This is a genomic window from Haloferax sp. Atlit-6N (genome assembly GCF_003383195.1).
GTDB lineage: Archaea > Halobacteriota > Halobacteria > Halobacteriales > Haloferacaceae > Haloferax > Haloferax gibbonsii.
In genome coordinates this window covers 1-858 of the sequence record NZ_QEQJ01000029.1, presented here as the reverse complement: position 1 = coordinate 858, position 858 = coordinate 1, and the positions used below count along the sequence as shown (strand labels likewise).

Annotated in this window: 1 pseudogene; it reads left to right on the top strand. The window is 56.3% G+C overall.

Annotated elements, in window-relative coordinates:
* Positions 1–664: 664 nt before the first annotated feature.
* Positions 665–858: pseudogene (locus DEQ92_RS24200) on the top strand (hypothetical protein); the annotation flags it as partial.

Sequence of the window (858 nt, the reverse complement as noted above, 5' to 3'; positions counted from 1 at the left end):
ATTTGTGACAACGTCGGACGTGCAGGAGAAGTTCTCGACCGTGAGTCGCCGGACGATCAACAAACGATTGAACGATCTCCACGACCGCGGCGAGCTTCAAAAAAGAGAGATTGGGGCTCAATCAGTGGTCTGGTATACCGAGTCTCAGCACTGATCGGAGTCTGCGACGGCGCGTTTTCCCTCGTCAGACAGCCAATAGACGTTTACCGTACCGACTTTTTCAACGTTAAGCAGCCCCTTCTCAACGAGATCGTCGAGGCGGTTTCGAGTCTGCTTGTACCCAACAGATGTCTTCGGTTCGATATCACGCGCAGTCGCAAATGGCTCTGGCCGGAGTCGTACGTATCTCAAGATATCCACGTCCCTGTCCGACGTTTCCGGTCCAGGCATTGTTTGTCCAATATGAGGCAAGGGATTAAGGAAACACCGATATGTAACGTTTCTTACGTTGGGTGTTTCCTGCGCTGGAACTATTAGGGAGGAGCTATTTGGGTGACATATGCGACGCTCACGAGCGGATCGGTGTCTCCCAGAAAAGACGCCGACCGGATCTAGGGTCCGGCCGACGCTTGTGGGGTCGCTACCGCACGACAATGATCAAAACAACGCCTATCGCCTTTAACGCGGCGATCAGACAACTAGTTGGTAGCGAGGTGGTGTGCCGATGAGCCGCCACCAGCACACCGCGACCGCAACCTCAGAACACAGCGCGCGCGAGCGCAACTCAACTGGAGACAAGCGCGCCGGGGGGTACTGCCGGAACTGCGATGCCTGGGTCGACCCGAACGTCGCTCGCGTCGTCGGCGACAACGACGGGGCTGTCCCGGTCTGTACGAATTGCTACGAAAACCGGAACAG